Origin of the sequence: Ruoffia sp. FAM 20857, from assembly GCF_045528645.1 — a bacterium.
Taxonomy (GTDB): Bacteria; Bacillota; Bacilli; order Lactobacillales; family Aerococcaceae; genus Ruoffia; species Ruoffia halotolerans.
On the sequence record NZ_JBGQRB010000021.1, the window covers coordinates 1 to 15,751 of the forward strand.

General features: G+C 36.6%; 17 protein-coding genes. 13 read left to right on the top strand and 4 right to left on the bottom strand.

Annotated features, from left to right (window positions below):
• The first annotated feature begins 449 nt into the window (after positions 1-449).
• The 12 genes from pdhA to atpC all read left to right on the top strand — a co-directional run bounded on the left by pdhA (position 450) and on the right by atpC (position 12,400).
• Complete coding sequence (pdhA, locus tag ACEN4N_RS06265; RefSeq protein WP_407089185.1) at positions 450-1,559, top strand: pyruvate dehydrogenase (acetyl-transferring) E1 component subunit alpha; 1,110 nt, start codon at positions 450-452, stop codon at positions 1,557-1,559.
• 2 nt (positions 1,560-1,561) lie between these two features.
• On the top strand, positions 1,562-2,539 hold the full coding sequence (locus ACEN4N_RS06270; RefSeq protein ID WP_197104787.1) for an alpha-ketoacid dehydrogenase subunit beta: 978 nt from the start codon (positions 1,562-1,564) through the stop codon (positions 2,537-2,539).
• 81 nt (positions 2,540-2,620) lie between these two features.
• A complete protein-coding gene (locus tag ACEN4N_RS06275) occupies positions 2,621-4,276 on the top strand; it encodes a 2-oxo acid dehydrogenase subunit E2 (RefSeq protein ID WP_407089184.1) in 1,656 nt (551 codons plus the stop codon).
• A gap of 13 nt (positions 4,277-4,289) precedes the next feature.
• On the top strand, positions 4,290-5,696 hold the full coding sequence (gene lpdA / locus ACEN4N_RS06280) for a dihydrolipoyl dehydrogenase (RefSeq protein ID WP_407089183.1): 1,407 nt from the start codon (positions 4,290-4,292) through the stop codon (positions 5,694-5,696).
• 472 nt (positions 5,697-6,168) lie between these two features.
• Entirely contained in the window at positions 6,169-6,885 is a 717-nt protein-coding gene (atpB, locus tag ACEN4N_RS06285; RefSeq protein WP_407089182.1) for a F0F1 ATP synthase subunit A, read from the top strand.
• A gap of 30 nt (positions 6,886-6,915) precedes the next feature.
• Positions 6,916-7,128, top strand: coding sequence for a F0F1 ATP synthase subunit C (gene atpE, locus ACEN4N_RS06290; RefSeq protein WP_407089180.1), 213 nt, complete (start codon positions 6,916-6,918; stop codon positions 7,126-7,128).
• Positions 7,129-7,158: 30 nt separating this feature from the next.
• Positions 7,159-7,671, top strand: coding sequence for a F0F1 ATP synthase subunit B (gene atpF, locus ACEN4N_RS06295; RefSeq protein WP_407089179.1), 513 nt, complete (start codon positions 7,159-7,161; stop codon positions 7,669-7,671).
• Positions 7,658-8,014, top strand: a complete 357-nt coding sequence (locus ACEN4N_RS06300) for a F0F1 ATP synthase subunit delta (RefSeq protein ID WP_407089178.1) — start codon at positions 7,658-7,660, stop codon at positions 8,012-8,014. Before atpF ends, ACEN4N_RS06300 begins: the two co-directional genes overlap by 14 nt.
• 11 nt (positions 8,015-8,025) lie before the next feature.
• Positions 8,026-9,537, top strand: coding sequence for a F0F1 ATP synthase subunit alpha (gene atpA, locus ACEN4N_RS06305; RefSeq protein WP_407089177.1), 1,512 nt, complete (start codon positions 8,026-8,028; stop codon positions 9,535-9,537).
• Positions 9,538-9,552: 15 nt separating this feature from the next.
• The gene (atpG, locus tag ACEN4N_RS06310; protein WP_407089176.1) at positions 9,553-10,458 is read left to right on the top strand and encodes an ATP synthase F1 subunit gamma; all 906 of its coding nucleotides are present in this window, start codon (positions 9,553-9,555) and stop codon (positions 10,456-10,458) included.
• Positions 10,459-10,478: 20 nt separating this feature from the next.
• On the top strand, positions 10,479-11,933 hold the full coding sequence (gene atpD, locus ACEN4N_RS06315) for a F0F1 ATP synthase subunit beta (RefSeq protein ID WP_407093897.1): 1,455 nt from the start codon (positions 10,479-10,481) through the stop codon (positions 11,931-11,933).
• A gap of 32 nt (positions 11,934-11,965) precedes the next feature.
• Positions 11,966-12,400: an ATP synthase F1 subunit epsilon gene (gene atpC / locus ACEN4N_RS06320; protein WP_407089174.1), complete on the top strand. Its 435-nt coding sequence runs from the start codon at positions 11,966-11,968 to the stop codon at positions 12,398-12,400.
• 221 nt (positions 12,401-12,621) lie between these two features.
• Here atpC and ACEN4N_RS06325 read toward each other — a convergent pair whose 3' ends face one another.
• Positions 12,622-12,798: a hypothetical protein gene (locus ACEN4N_RS06325; RefSeq protein WP_407089173.1), complete on the bottom strand. Its 177-nt coding sequence runs from the start codon at positions 12,796-12,798 to the stop codon at positions 12,622-12,624.
• A gap of 89 nt (positions 12,799-12,887) precedes the next feature.
• Here ACEN4N_RS06325 and ACEN4N_RS06330 point away from each other — a divergent pair, with 89 nt between their 5' ends.
• Complete coding sequence (locus ACEN4N_RS06330) at positions 12,888-13,382, top strand: cupin domain-containing protein (RefSeq protein WP_407089172.1); 495 nt, start codon at positions 12,888-12,890, stop codon at positions 13,380-13,382.
• A gap of 55 nt (positions 13,383-13,437) precedes the next feature.
• Here the strand turns inward: ACEN4N_RS06330 and ACEN4N_RS06335 are convergent, their stop codons facing one another.
• Genes ACEN4N_RS06335 through ACEN4N_RS06345 form a run of 3 tightly spaced genes read right to left on the bottom strand, consistent with a single transcriptional unit; the run spans position 13,438 to position 15,644 of the window.
• Complete coding sequence (locus tag ACEN4N_RS06335; RefSeq protein WP_407089171.1) at positions 13,438-14,547, bottom strand: alpha-hydroxy-acid oxidizing protein; 1,110 nt, start codon at positions 14,545-14,547, stop codon at positions 13,438-13,440.
• Between the two features lie 21 nt (positions 14,548-14,568).
• The gene (locus tag ACEN4N_RS06340; RefSeq protein ID WP_407089170.1) at positions 14,569-15,273 is read right to left on the bottom strand and encodes an LrgB family protein; all 705 of its coding nucleotides are present in this window, start codon (positions 15,271-15,273) and stop codon (positions 14,569-14,571) included.
• Positions 15,270-15,644 carry a CidA/LrgA family protein gene (locus ACEN4N_RS06345; protein WP_407089169.1) on the bottom strand — a complete coding sequence of 125 codons (375 nt, stop codon included), beginning with the start codon at positions 15,642-15,644 and terminating at the stop codon, positions 15,270-15,272. The genes ACEN4N_RS06340 and ACEN4N_RS06345 overlap by 4 nt, the downstream gene beginning before the upstream one ends.
• Positions 15,645-15,751: the final 107 nt, after the last annotated feature.

A 15,751-nucleotide genomic window follows, 5' to 3' on the forward strand; every position in this document is an offset into this window, starting at 1 on the left:
ATGAGACTAAAAAGTTTTTCTTTAGCTTAGAAAATCGATTAAAATATTTTAATTTCGATAAAGTGATCCAAAATTGAAAAATAACGACTAGAATAACTCAATATTTAAAAGTATGAATTATTCAGGATAAAAAAACATTATAACAAACAAATTGGAATCATCTCATTTGATTATAATAAATGTTACAGGCGAATTTTGTACTACAACAGAATTTCCTTATTGAAACACATTTTCAATGAAAATATAACAACAAATAAAATTTTAAATTTCAATCGACATATTGTGAAGATTTTCTCAACAAGCTTAAAATCAGGTTTTGTAATCGTTTTATAATTTTTATAATACTTGCAATTATTTAATGAGCGTGATAAATTAGAAATAACTGAATAGTACAGTTTATTGTGCTTTGTATTATTCTATATTATTTTAAGAGAGGAATGTGTAATAGCATGGCAAATAAAAAAGTTCCTGCAAAAATGGAAGATCTGCTAAGAGCAGACAACTTTGATTTTAGCACAGTTCAAATATTAGATAATGACGGAAAGGTAGTTAATGAGGAATTAATGCCTGAACTTTCAGACGAAGAATTAGTAACATTTATGGAAGATATGGTTTTCTACCGCGAGTGGTATAACCGTACTCAAGCATTAAGTCGTCAAGGACGTTTAGGATTCGTAGCTCCAACAACTGGACAAGAAGCTTCTCAATTAGGAACAATTGCGGCAACAACTGAAGATGACATTATCTTCCCAGGATACCGCGATATACCTCAATTAATGCAACATGGATTACCTAGTTACAAAGCATACTTATGGTCTAAAGGACATGTAGAAGGAAGTACTTACCCTGAAGATTTCCGAGCTTATCCACCACAAATTATTATTGGTGCTCAGTATGTTCAAACTGCTGGTGCAGCTTTGGGTATCAAGAAAAATGGTCGTAAAGCCGTAGCAATGACTTGGACGGGTGACGGTGGTTCATCTCAAGGTGATGTGTATGAAGGAATGAACTTTGCCGGAGCTTATAAAGCACCAGCAATCTTCGTAATTCAAAACAACGGTTGGGCTATCTCAACTCCACGTGAATTCCAAACTGCAGCACCAACATTAGCTCAAAAAGCTGTAGCAGCTGGTATCCCAGGTGTTCAAGTTGATGGTATGGATATTTTAGCGGTTTATGCTGTAACGAAAGCTGCGCGTGAATATGCGATTGCAGGAAACGGACCAGTATTAATCGAAACATTATGTTACCGTTTCGGACCTCACTCACTATCAGGTGATGATCCAAAACGTTACCAACCAGAAGGTGCTCAAGACGAATGGCGTCAACGTGACCCATTAAACCGTTACCGTAAATTCTTAACTGAAAAAGGATTATGGACAGAAGAAAAAGAAAACGAAGTAGTTGAAAACACTAAAGAAGCTGCTAAAGAAGCAATTAAACAAGCAGAATCTACTCCTAAACAAAAAGTTTCGGACTTCTTGAAAAATATGTTTGAAACTCCTGACTATGTAACACAAGAACAAATTGAATACTACGAAGCAAAGGAGAATAAATAATCATGGCTCAAATGACATTGATTCAAGCGATCACAAACGCTTTAGAAATTGAATTAGGCAACGATGACCGTACTTTAGTCTTCGGTGAAGACGTAGGAGCTAACGGTGGGGTATTCCGTGCCACAGAAGGTTTACAAGAAAAATTCGGAGAGGACCGTGTATTTAATACACCTTTAGCAGAATCTGGTATCGGTGGTTTAGCCGTTGGTTTAACATTTGAAAACTTCCGTCCAATTATGGAAATCCAATTCTTCGGATTTGTTTTCGAAGTTATGGACTCAATTGTAGGACAAGCAGCGCGTACTCGTTACCGTACAGGTGGATCACGCACTATGCCAATTACAATCCGTTCACCATTTGGTGGGGGAGTTGCGACACCAGAAATGCACGCGGACTCATTAGAAGGTCTAATTGCACAATCTCCTGGTATTAAAGTAGTTATCCCATCTAACCCATATGATGCAAAAGGATTATTAATCTCTGCAATTCGTGATAATGACCCTGTTGTTTACTTAGAACATATGAAACTTTACCGTTCATTCCGTGAGGAAGTTCCAGAAGAAGAATATACAGTTCCTTTAGGAAAAGCAAACGTTGTTAAAGAAGGTACTGACGTATCTATCATTACTTATGGTGCAATGGTTCGTGAAGCTATCTCAGCAGCGGAAGCGCTTGAAAAAGACGGCGTTTCAGCTGAAATCGTTGACTTACGTACTGTTCATCCTTTAGATATCGAAACAATTGTTGCTTCAGCTGAAAAGACTGGACGTGTTGTCGTTGTTCAAGAAGCACAACGTCAAGCAGGTGTTGGTGAGAAAGTAATTTCTGAAATTTCACAACGCGCCATTCTTTCATTAAAAGCTCCAATTGGATTTGTAGCAGCTCCTAATACTGTCTTCTCATTCGGTATGGCAGAAAAAGACTGGTTACCAAATGCTGATGATATCGTAGCAAAAGTAAAAGAAGCTACTGATTTCTAATTATAAATACTTAGGGTAGTTCTGCTACCCTTTGGTTATTTGTTAAACATATCTGAAAACGAGAAAGGATGTAAACACCCAATGGCATTTAAATTTAAATTACCTGAATTAGGCGAAGGTATCGTTGAAGGTGAAGTTGTATCTTGGTTAGTTGCTGAAGGCGACCAAGTTCAAGAAGACGATATTTTAGTAGAAATTCAAAATGATAAAGCAGTAGAAGAATTACCTTCTCCAGTAAGTGGAACAGTTTCAAAAATCGTTGCACAAGAAGGTGAAGTAACAACAGTTGGTCAAGTACTACTAGAAATTGACGCACCTGGTTACGAAGATGAAGCTGAAGAAGTGGCTCCAGCGGCTCCAGCTCAAGAAGCACCAGCGGCTAAACCAGCAGCAGGTGGATCTAACTTCATGTTCCGTTTACCTGAATTAGGTGAAGGAATTATTGAAGGTGAAGTTGTATCTTGGTTAGTAGCTGAAGGCGATACAATTGAAGAAGATCAAATTCTAGTAGAAATCCAAAACGATAAAGCAGTAGAAGAACTACCTTCACCATATGCTGGTAAAGTGGTTAAAATCCATGCATCAGAAGGAACAGTTGCAGTCGTTGATGATATCTTAGTTGAAATTGATGCACCGGACTACGAAGGTTCAGGTGATGATACTCAATCAACACCCGCATCACCTACTGCTGAAGCAGGCGAAGATCCAGCACAACAACCTGCTGATTCTAACGCTCAACCAGCAGCATCTACAGGTACTGCAGGCGTAAACAGCGCAACAGGACGCGTTCTAGCAATGCCTTCTGTACGTAAATTAGCACGTGACAAAGGAATTGATATCACATCAGTAACACCATCTGGTAAAGGTGGACGTGTTACAGCTGATGACGTGAATAACTTTGATCCAAATCAAACAACAGCTCAAGCTCCAGTGGCAGTAGCAGCACAAACTGAAACAGCTTCTGAAGTGAAAGCAGCTCCAGCTAAAGAAGCACCAGCTAAAGCAGCAGAACCAGCTTCTGTACCAGTTTCAGAACGTCAAACTCGCGAACCTATGTCAGGTATGCGTAAAGCAATTGCTCGTGCAATGGTTAACTCTAAACATACAGCACCTCATGTTACATTACATGACGAAATTGAAGTTTCTAAATTATGGGATCACCGTAAGAAATTCAAAAATGTTGCTGCAGAACGCGATACTAAATTAACATTTTTACCATATGTTGTTAAAGCTTTAGTAGCAGCTGTTAAGAAATACCCAGTATTAAACGCATCGATTGATGACTCAACTAACGAAATAGTTTACAAAAACTACTTCAATATCGGAATTGCAACAGATACAGATCGTGGATTATACGTACCAAATATTAAAGATGCTAACGCATTAAGCATGTTTGATATTGCTGACGCAATCACTGATTTATCAGGTAAAGCTCACGAAGGTAAATTATCTGCTTCTGAAATGGGAGATGGAACTGTTACAATCTCAAATATCGGTTCTGCAGGTGGTAAATGGTTCACACCAGTTATCAATTATCCAGAAGTAGCTATCTTAGGTTTCGGTTCAATTGTACAACAACCTGTTGTTAATGACGAAGGTGAATTAGCAGTTGGACGTGTTGTTAAATTGTCATTAAGTTTTGACCACCGTATCGTTGACGGTGCTACAGCACAACACGCTATGAACGAAATCAAACGTTACTTAGCAGATCCAGAATTATTGTTAATGGAAGGATAAGGTGAATAAATAAATGGTAGTTGGAGATTTCGCAGTTGAATTAGATACAGTTGTTATCGGTTCAGGCCCTGGTGGATATGTTGCAGCGATTCGTGCAGCACAACTAGGCCAAAAAGTTGCCATCATTGAACGTGAACATATTGGTGGAGTTTGTTTAAACGTAGGATGTATTCCTTCTAAAGCACTTATTAGTGCTGGACATGCATACCACAATGCACAAAACAGTGAAGTATTTGGTGTAACAACTAACGAAGTTAAATTAGACTTCAAACGCACACAAGAATGGAAAGACAATGAAGTTGTTTCAAAATTAACTGGTGGCGTTGGAATGTTACTTAAAAAGAATAAAGTTGAAATCATTAAGGGAGAAGCTTTCTTCCAAGATGATCATCATTTACGTGTTATTCATGAAGATGGAGCAGAAAGTTATTCATACAAAAATGCAATCATCGCAACAGGTTCTCGCCCAATTGAAATCCCAGGATTCAAATTTGGTGGACGTGTTATCGATTCAACTGGTGCTTTAAACTTAACTGAAGTACCTAAAAAATTAGTTGTTATCGGTGGTGGAGTGATTGGTTCAGAATTAGGTATGGCTTATGCTAACTTAGGTTCTGAAGTAACTATCCTTGAAGGTTCACCTCAATTATTACCATCGTTTGAAAAAGACATGGTAAGAGTTGTTGAGAAAGAAATGAAAAACCGTAATATGACTGTTCATACAGGCGCAATGGCTAAAGAAGCAGTTGATAACGGAGATTCAGTTACTGTTAAATTTGAAGTTAACGGTAAAGAAGAAGAAGTAAATGCTGATTACGTATTAGTATCAGTAGGACGTCGTCCAAACACTGACGAAATGGGCTTAGATTTAGCAGGCGTTAAGATGACTGATCGTGGTTTAATCGAAGTTGATAACCAAGGTCGTACTAACTTACCTAACATCTATGCAATTGGTGATATCGTTGCTGGTGCGGCATTAGCACATAAAGCTTCATACGAAGGTAAAGTTGCAGCAGCTGCAATCAGCGGTGAAGCTGACACTGTAGACTACGTTGCAATGCCAGCAGTAGCATTTACAGATCCAGAATTAGCTTCTGTAGGTCATACTGCAAAAACAGCTAAAGATGCTGGATTATCAGTTAAAGCATCTAAATTCCCATTCGGTGGTAACGGTCGTGCAATTTCATTAGACCAAACTGAAGGATTCGTTCGTTTAGTTACAACAACAGAAGATAATATTCTAGTCGGTGCTCAAGTAGTAGGTCCGAACGCATCCGAGGTATTAACTGAATTAATCCTTGCTGTAGAAGGTGGCTTAAATGCAGAAGATTTAGCATTAACTATTCACTCTCACCCATCATTAGGTGAAGTTGTAATGGATACTGCCGAACTAGTATTAGGTCAACCAATCCACATTTAATTTAATTTTTGAGAGAGTAAGTAAAAACTTACTCTCTTTTTTTTGCATATTTTATAAACTATAACAACATGTGGGTGTATATAAAGTACAAAGGAACACTAAAAAAAACTTGAAATATTAAAAATAAATTGTTTTTATTATTTTTGTAAACATTTGATTTAATCAAGGTGGTAGCGTAATCATTATGAAATATATAAAAATAATAGCCCGGAAAAATTAAAATAAAAAATAAAATATTTTTTGTTAGTAAACTTAATACAAAAAAATAAATACTATAATGTAAAATATATTCAAGGTCAATATAGTACTACACAAAAAAACGCTGTGGTTACTGACTAGTAAGTGTTTGTGTTAATGTAATTTCCATGGTAAAATAAAAAATGTTGAATAAATATTTAATAGCTTTTTATTTGACGTGATATAAACTATAAAAAGTTTGTGCACAATATTTTTAAAGAAAGAGGGGTCGCTTTTGAGTGAGACAAAATTAGTTAATCTATTCGGTATTAATGTCGGGTTTAATACATTAGTTGCAATGATTGCTACTTTGATTATTGTATTTCTTCTATCTTTATTTTTCACACGTAAACTGAAGGTTGAGAATCCTGGAAAGACACAAACTGTCTTTGAGTATTTAATATCATTTATTAATGGGATAGTTGAGGAATCATTTGGTAGTCAAAGTCAACCTGTCTACGTCATGTTAGCTTTGACGCTATTTTTATTCGTTTTTGTATCAAATGTGCTTGGTTTACCATTTTTAGTAGAAGCTCATGAGATTTCGTATTGGAAAAGTCCGACAGCGGATCCAATCGTCTGTATTGCATTAGCTCTTACTATGAATTTCATTTCGCATATTCTAGGGATCAAAAAATTTGGTTTTGGTGGATATTTCAAAAAGAATTATGCTACACCTAATGTAGCCGTACTCCCGATTAAAGCTGCAGATGAAATTATTTCAATTGCTACTTTGTCATTACGTTTATTTGGGAATATCTTTGCAGGTGAGATACTACTCGCATTAATCGCTCAATTAGGTAACAGTTTCGGTTTAGTTACTTGGTTAGCTGGGATACCATTACAAATGGTATGGCAAGGATTTTCATTATTCATTGGGGCATTACAAGCATATATCTTTGTAACGTTATCCATGGTTTATTTATCACATAAAGTTGTTACTGAACATTAAAATTTTAAAATATAAAGGAGACATATAATTATGAACGGAATTGGTGCTGCAATAGCGATTGCTTTCGCTGCTTTAGGGTCTGCGATCGGGAACGGTTTGGTTATTTCAAAAGCAATTGAGTCGATGGCTCGACAACCAGAAATGGAAAGTAAAATTAGAGGGACAATGTTTATCGGTGTAGGTATGATTGAGGCTATCCCAATTATGGCTGCCGTTATTGCTTTTATGTTACTATTCATGTAAGAATTAACTACGGAAAATGGAGGGAATTAAATGCTTGAATCAATACTTCAAACAGGAGTAGGTCATTTCTTAATGACAATTATATCCTTCGCTATTCTTTTATTTATCGTTTCTAAATTTGCTTGGGATCCCATATCAAAGATTCTACAAGAACGTGAAGAAATAATTGATAGTAATATTAACGATGCTAAAGTAGCGAAAAAAAATGCTGAAGCAACGGAAGATGAAGCAAGAGAAATGCTAACTAACGCGAGAACTGAAGCCAATAAATTAGTACAAGATACAAAATGGCAAGTTTCAAAGATGAAAGCTGATCAAATTGAACGAGCAAAAGAAGAGATAGAAGAAATGCGCACACAAGCAGAACTATCTATTCAACGGGAACGTAGACAAATGCTGGAATCAATGGAAGATCAAATTGGTAAATTATCTATCGAAATTGCTGAACAAGTATTAAGACGTGAAGTAAATTCGGAAGACCACCAACAATTGATATCAGAATTAGTATTAGAAATGGATGCGAGTATAAATGAAAGTAGATAATATAAATAATTCACTTAATGAAGAACAATTACTACAACAACTTGCTTCATTTTCTATCAATAAAAAACGAATCAGAGAAGCAAGTGAGCAAGATGATTATCGTTCGAATGAAAAAGTGAGAATAACAAGTGCACAACAATTAACTGATGAAGAAAGAAAAAAAGTTATTGATGCGGTGAATCATGTCATTCCTTTCGACAATGATAAAGTCGATTTTCGTGTAGATCCATCCATGATAGCTGGAATCAGAGTACAAAGTACAACTTACTTTTACGATAACAGTTTAAAACGTAAATTAAATGATTTAAATGGTTATCTACACAAACAAATCAATATGAAATAGAGGTGAAATAATTGGAAACTGAAAAATTAACTACGCGGTTACGTCAACAGATCCAACAATTTGATGCATCGCATCACCTTGAAGAAATCGGAATCATTTCTTTCATTGGGGATGGTATTGCCCGAGTAAATGGTTTAGATAATGCCATGAACGGTGAGATGATTGAATTCGCTAATGGTACTATTGGCATGGTGCAAAACTTAGAAAAAGATGATATCGGTGTGATTATCCTTGGAGAATATGTTGATATTGACGAAGGAGATTTAGTTCGTCGGACGAATCGAGTGATGCAGGTTCCAGTAGGAGAAGCCCTATTAGGAAGAGTTGTCAATCCACTTGGAGAACCATTAGATGGGAATGGACAAATTATCAATAAGAAAAATCGTCCGATTGAAGCAGAAGCACCAGCAATTATGGATAGAGAAAGTGTTGCTGAGCCAATGCAAACAGGGATTAAATCCATTGATACATTAGTTCCAATTGGACGAGGACAACGTGAATTAATTATCGGAGACAGAAAGACTGGTAAGACAACTTTAGCCGTAGATACGATCATTAATCAAAAAGATGAAGATGTTATTTGTATTTATGTAGCAATTGGTCAAAAAGAATCTACTGTTAAAAACTTAGTGACAACATTGGAACATCACGGAGCAATGGATCATACGATTGTTGTTTCTGCGAGTGCATCATCAATGTCGAGTCTATTATATTTAGCTCCATATGCGGCTACAGCTATGGGTGAAGAATTTATGTATAACGGACGCCACGTATTAATTATTTATGATGATTTATCAAAACAAGCAGCAGCTTATCGTGAGATGAGTTTATTACTTAAAAGACCTCCTGGACGAGAAGCATATCCCGGTGACGTATTCTACTTACATTCACGCTTATTAGAACGTTCAGCTAAATTGAATAAAGAAATGGGTGGCGGTTCAATGACAGCTTTACCGATTGTAGAAACACTTGCTGGAGATATATCTGCATATATTCCGACAAACGTTATTTCGATTACAGATGGACAGATCTTCTTGGATCAAAATCTATTCTTCTCTGGAGTAAGACCTGCCATTGATGCTGGGTTATCAGTATCTCGTGTCGGGGGATCAGCACAATTGAAGGCAATGAAGAAAGTTGCCGGGACACTTCGCTTAAACTTAGCAAGTTACCGAGAACTCGAGGCATTCTCTCAATTCGGAGCAGACTTAGATGAGTCCACTCAAAGAAGATTAGATCAAGGTAAATTAACGGTTGAAGTATTAAAACAATCGTCTCATTCACCAATACCCGTAACGAATCAAGTAATTATGTTATTTGCTTTAACTCACGGGTATTTAGAAAATATCCCTGTTGATCAAGTGAAATACTATGAAGAGCAATTATACGATTATATCGAGACAACTCATTCAGATGTCTTGAAAGAAATTGTAGATACGGGTGATTTGCCGGATCAAGAAAGCTTAGACAATTTATTAAGTAACTTTGGAGAAATGTTCCGAACAATGCAAACAGTAGATTAATCGAGGTGAAATATATTGGCATTAGAAGAAATTAGAAGACAAATTGATTCAATCAATAAGACATCTCAAATTACTAAAGCAATGAGTTTAGTTTCTACGACAAAGTATAACCGAATTGTTAATATATCAAGTAATTATGAAATATATGCAACGAAAATTAAACAAACGGTTGCAAACTTAATGCGTCAAGTTGGTGATATAAGTAATGCTGGTTATGTAACGAATAGTGACTTAACGAGTATCGTCGATTTTCATGATTTACTAATTAATCGACCCGTTAAGAAATCAGGTTACTTAGTGATTACATCAGATAAAGGATTGGCTGGTGGTTACAACTCAACAATATTGAAAGAATTTAAAGCATTATTGGACGAAAGAAATCAAGGTGCAGAAGATATCGTTGTGATGGCCGTCGGTGAACCTATTATGAAATTATGTCGAAAAGAAAATTTTAATGTTGCACACGAGTTGCATCATTTATCTGACTTTCCGACATTTACACAAGTTCAAAGTTTAATCCAAAAATGTGTTGAGTTATTTAAAAACGAGACTTTCGATGAATTATATCTAGTTTATAATCATTCAATAAATGCTTTGCAAAATGAATTTCGTTGTGAGCAATTATTACCTCTGACAAATCTTCCAACTGAAGAAAAAACAGATGTTGATTATGCCATAGAACCTGATGTTCCAGATGTGTTAGATATACTGCTTTCTCAATATGCAGAAAGTATGATTTATGGAACAATCTTAGATGCAAAAACCGCAGAACAAGCAAGTCGCATGCAAGCAATGACTCAAGCAACTGATAATGCAACTGATTTAATTAAGAATTTACAATATGTCTATAATCAACAAAGACAAAAACGCGTAACGAATGAAATCATCGAGATTACGAGTGGTGCGAATGCACAAAATTAAAGGAAAGAAGGCAAGATAACATGAGAATTGGAAAAGTAGAACAAGTTATCGGCCCAGTCGTCGATGTTCGGTTTCCTAAAGACGATGGCGTCCCTCATATTCAGAATGCTTTAGTGATCATTCCAAATGAAACGGAAGAGACAGTTACTGAAGAGGATTTAAATCGTGATGATGTAACAGTCGTCGAAGTATCATTGGACTTAGGTGAAGGGACTGTTAGAACTATTGCTATGAATGCGACTGAAGGTTTAAGTCGTGATATGGTAGTGGTTGATACAGGTTCAACTATCCAAGTTCCTGTTGGAAAAGAAGTTTTAGGACGAGTATTTAATGTGCTCGGTCAGACAATCGATCGCCGTGGTCCATTAGAAACTGGCTATGAATTGAAAAGTATCTATAATGATGCTCCAAAGTATGAAGACTTAGAAAGTAACTTTGAAGTATTGGAAACTGGAATTAAAGTTATTGACCTATTGGCACCTTATTTAAGAGGTGGGAAAGTCGGGCTCTTCGGTGGTGCTGGAGTTGGTAAGACAGTACTCATTCAAGAATTAATCCACAATATCGCACAAGAACGGGATGGGATTTCCGTCTTTGCTGGTGTTGGAGAACGTTCTCGTGAAGGGAATGACTTAATTCAGGAGATGGCTGAGAGTGGTGTTGATAAGAATACTGCCTTGGTGTTTGGTCAAATGAACGAGCCACCTGGAGCGAGAATGAGAACTGTATTAACTGGTTTAACTATGGCAGAATATTTCAGAGATACAATGAAACAAGACGTACTACTATTCGTTGATAATATCTATCGTTTCACTCAAGCAGGATCTGAGGTATCAGCACTATTAGGACGTATGCCGTCTGCTGTTGGTTACCAACCGACATTAGCAAGTGAAATGGGCGCCATGCAAGAACGTATCGCTTCTACGGTTGATGGTGCGATTACTTCGATTCAAGCTGTATATGTTCCAGCAGATGACTATACTGACCCGGCGCCAGCGACAACGTTTGCCCATCTGGATTCAACAACAAACTTAGACCGTAAGTTAACGTCACAAGGTATTTATCCAGCAGTGAACCCGCTAGAATCAACATCGATTGCTTTATCTGAAGATATTGTTGGGAATAGACATTATCATATCGCCACACAAGTTCAACAAACATTGCAAAGATATAATGAATTGCAAGATATTATCGCAATTCTTGGTATTGAAGAATTAAGTGATGAAGAGAAAGTGACAGTGACACGTGCACGTCGTATTCAATTATTCTTATCACAAAACTTCCATGTAGCTGAACAGTTTACTGGCGTTCCAGGTTCGTTTGTAACCGTTGAAGAAACATTAGATGGCTTTGAAGGTATCTTAGAAGGTAAATACGACACTCTACCTGAAGAAGCGTTTAGAAACGTGGGTGCGATTGATCAAGTGATTGACAAAGCTGAAGAATTAGGTATTGATGTTTCCCAATATAAATAAATAATTCGATTCAGGAAGTGAGGTAAGTAACATTGGCTAAAAAACATGAACTATTACAAGTGAATATTTATGCTCCTGAAGGATTAATTTATACTCACTACTCACGAGGTGTTGTAGTGAAGACAACAGACGGAGAGATGACGATACTTCCCAATCATATTCCAGTGATCACCTCGTTAACGGTTGGTTCAATTAAAGTGAGCCGACGTGAGAAATCGATGGCGGATAACTATATTGCGATAAATGGTGGTATTCTCGAAATGCATGATAATGTTGTAGAAATTACTGCGACGTATGCGATTCGTTCAAGAGATATTGACGAAGGGAAAGCACTTATTGAGAAACAACAGGCTGAGGCAGAATTAGAAACCGCCTTATCAAATAATGATACGGTTGCTCACCGTCGTGCTCGTATTGCTTTGAATCGAGCAATTAATAAGATTAACGTTAGGGCAAAAAATATTTAAAAATATCCAGAACCTACTTACTAAAGTCAGGTCTGGATATTTTTTTATATTTATTTAATTAATTTGTAAAGAGGTTTATAAATCTGATTAAGTGTTTGATATAAATCAGAATCTTCTGTTTCCTTCGAAAGAATCCGTGAAAGATTTTGAATTGTCGTGATGTATTTTGAGGCTAAAGTAGAAATTGATGCTTTATCAGTGCCTTTAAGCTGTTGAGCTTCTTATATAATAACATTCTTTAAAAGCGATAAATTACGACGTGTTTCTGCTCTTTTCTTATCATCAAGTAAAGTCATGCCATCATCAGCTAAACGACTTAAATCGCGAATATGTTGCGTTAAATCCGTATCATTAGAGTCTTGGAGTAAAGCTTCTCTTGTCATTTCATTCATATCCATTGTATCTTGCTCCTTTTCTTCATTGATACATTCATTGTAACAAGATATACTAAAAAGAATGATGATTCTAACTTGAAAAGGAGTAAATTATGCAGAAAAAACAAACTTGGATTGATTATTATAATATGGAAGCCCATCCTGAGGGTGGCTATTTTCATCAAGTTTTAAAGTCAGACGAAACGTTTGAAAGAGAAAATCAATCTCCAACGGCACTTTATACGAGTATATACTTTCTGTTAACTGATTCAAATCCGTCCAGATTTCATCGTTTAACTTCTGATGAGATTTGGTACTATCATTATGGGAATCCATTAACAGTTCATATGATTACTCCTGAAGGGGAGTATCAAAAAGTTTATTTAGGGACGGACATCGAAAAAGGCCAAGTGCTTCAAGCGGTCGTACCTAAAAATACGATTTTTGGATCGACGGTTGAAGAGAAAGACGGTTATTCGCTTGTAGGTTGTATGGTGAGTCCTGGCTTTAAATTTGAAGACTTTGAATTATTTGAACGACAAGTACTGCTGGAACAATATCCCGAACATACAGAAATTATTACTCGCTTAACTACAGAAAAAAAATAATTAAAAAAATAAGCCACACTAGATTTAATTTTCTAGTGTGGCCTTTATCATGTGATTATTTTAAATCTTTTAAGCGAGCATTTTTAACGTCAGTGATTGTTTGTGTTCCTGCAAGTTGCATGACACGTTTTAAATCGTTTTCGAAGTATTCGAATACGCTCTTAACGCCTTTCCATCCACCTAAAGCTAAACTGAATAATACTGGACGACCGACAGCAACGATGTCAGCACCACTTGCTAGCGCTTTGAAGATGTGCTCTCCACGACGGATTCCACTGTCGAATACGATTGGCACACGACCAGCAACTACTTCAGCAATTTCTTCTAATACTTCGAATGAAGCAGGAGCGCCATCTAGTTGACGTCCACCATGGTTTGAAACCCAAATTCCGTCAACACCAACAGCAATGGCTGCCATAGCATCTTCAGGAGTTTGAACACCCTTTAAGAATACTGGAAGGCCAGAGTAATGTTTAATGAATTGAATATCTTTTAAATCAATTTTTTGTTTAGATTGTCCGTAAATATTGTTTAGAGACATGTTTTCCCCTGAACCAGTCAAATAACGTGAAACAATTGGCATACCGAATGGGTATACAAATTTATTTCGTGTATCACGGTCACGGTTACCACTTACTGTGGCATCAGCAGTTAGGATGATTGCTGATGCACCGTCTGCTTTTGCTTCGTCTAAGATGTTTTTGTTTAATTCATCATCTTTACTCATGTAAATTTGGAACCAACGTGGGTTACCTGCTAGACCTTCTTCAATCTCTTCGAATGAAGCACCTGAATAAGCACTAATTGACATAATTGTTCCGCCAAATTCGCTAATTCCTTTCGCTGTTCCGGCTTCTTTAGACTCGTGGGCTAAACCGTGAGCAGCGATTGGAGCCATAATGAATGGTACTTTTAAATCATGCCCAAAGATTTTTGTTTGTGTATCAGGGAATTCAACGTCAGCTGCCATACGAGGTAAGATTCCTTTTTGGTTAAATGCTGAAACGTTACGACGCAATGTAAACTCATCACCAGATCCACCAGCCATGTAATCAAACCCGCCATGAGGAACGATTTCTTTAGCAAAGTCCTCTAATTCGATCGTATTAATAATATTTAAATCTTTTACCTCTTGAGGTGCATTATATTTGTTTTCCTCAGTCATATTAATCTTCTCCTTTTTTAATTAAAATAATAATTGTAATATTTGAGCACCGATAGGTGCGAACACAACAATAACAATACCAGTGACAACAATCGCTAAACCAGACATTGCTCCTTGAACTTCTCCAACTTCAATCGCTTTTGAAGTTCCCATAGCATGAGCACTTGAACCAAAAGCAATTCCTTGAGCTACCGGATTAGTAATATTAGCTACTCTGAATAGAGTAGGTCCAATTAAAGCCCCCACAACACCAGTGAATACCACGACGGCAACAGTTAAAGGTACTAAGCCGCCAACAGATTCAGATATACCAATTGCAATCGCAGTCGTTACCGATTTAGGTAAGAATGTCGCTGCTAATGGGTAGTCGAATCTAAACAACAGGCTAAACAGAATGATCAATACAGTATGGAATGCCACACCGGATACAATCCCTATTAATATTGCTGGGTAATTCTCTTTTAAGTACTTGAAGTTTTTCTCTAGCTTGATTGCTAAGGCAACCGTAGCTGGAGTAACCCAGATACTTTTATATCTTCCTCCCTCATTATAGGTTTCATATGACACATTCGTTAGAAGTAACATAATTATGATACATATGATAGCGAATACTAAAGGATTAAAAAGTGGAAATTTAATCCGCTTATAAAGAATACTTCCAAGTAAATAAAAGCCAATAGAAACCATAAAACCAAAAAAAGGTGTTTCGACTAAATTGCTTATCATTTTTTAGCCCCCTTGTTCTGTCGGTTCTCGATCAGTTTTTGAACAACTGTACCTACACACCACATCATTAATGCAGTTGTTACAAATAAAATTATAAGTAGCTGCCACCAAACGTTCCCACCCAGTACTTCGAACTGAGTCATTAATCCCACCCCAGCTGGGATAAATAAGAAAGCCATGTTATCAGTCAGCCAAGTTCCTACGTCCTCTACTTTTTCAATCGGTAAAATATTGAAATGTAGAGCTAAGAACAATACGACCATTCCGATAACACTACCAGGAATTGCAACAAACGGCGAAATGACTAGCGACGATATTTCTCCAATATAAGAGAATAAGAGTAGCCAAAATAACTGTTTTAACTTATCCATGTATGTCATCCTTTTCAATTATGATATAATCAATATGGAGCAAAATCCATAAGATATGAAAGCGTTTCATAGGAATATAATACCATATTGATATAAAAAGAAATAAT